The organism is Acinetobacter sp. UBA5934, assembly GCF_002430855.1.
GTDB lineage: Bacteria > Pseudomonadota > Gammaproteobacteria > Pseudomonadales > Moraxellaceae > Acinetobacter.
Genome location: NZ_DJDC01000161.1, coordinates 12,376 through 12,886 on the forward strand (window position 1 = coordinate 12,376; position 511 = coordinate 12,886).

1 protein-coding gene is annotated in these 511 nt (G+C 45.0%); it reads left to right on the plus strand.

Annotated elements, in window-relative coordinates; translation table 11 throughout:
- Nucleotides 1-511, plus strand: a 511-nt coding sequence (locus tag B2Y23_RS11710) for a secretin N-terminal domain-containing protein (protein WP_291370965.1), incomplete at both ends; no start/stop codon positions are given.

Genomic DNA, 511 nt, shown 5'->3' on the forward strand with positions numbered 1-511 from the left:
TATCTATCAGCTGGAAACCATTATCCGTAACCTGGACGGTACCGGACAAAACGATATTGAAGCAGTGACACTGCAATCCAGTCAGGCTGAAGAAATGATTGGTCTGTTGGAATCCATGAGCTCTACAGGCGCAGCTAGAGATTTAAAAGGTTCACGGATTCGAATTATTGCCGATACCCGTACCAACCGGATTGTACTGAAAGGTGATACTGCAACCCGTAAACGTATCCGCCAGATGATTGAAATGCTGGATGTGCCGGCAGCAGATCGTTTGGGTGGGCTCAAGGTGTTTCGCTTAAAATATGCCAGTGCCAAAAATCTGGCTGAAATTTTACAGGGTCTGGTGACTGGTCAGGCGGTATCTGGTTCAGCCGGTTCAAATGGTTCATCCAACAACACTGGGATGAATAGTTTAAACAATAACAATTCTGGCAGTAATTCATCCAGCAGCAGTTCTTCCAGTATTTCGACCCCAAGTATTAATTTGGGAGGCGGATCAAACAGTAATAAT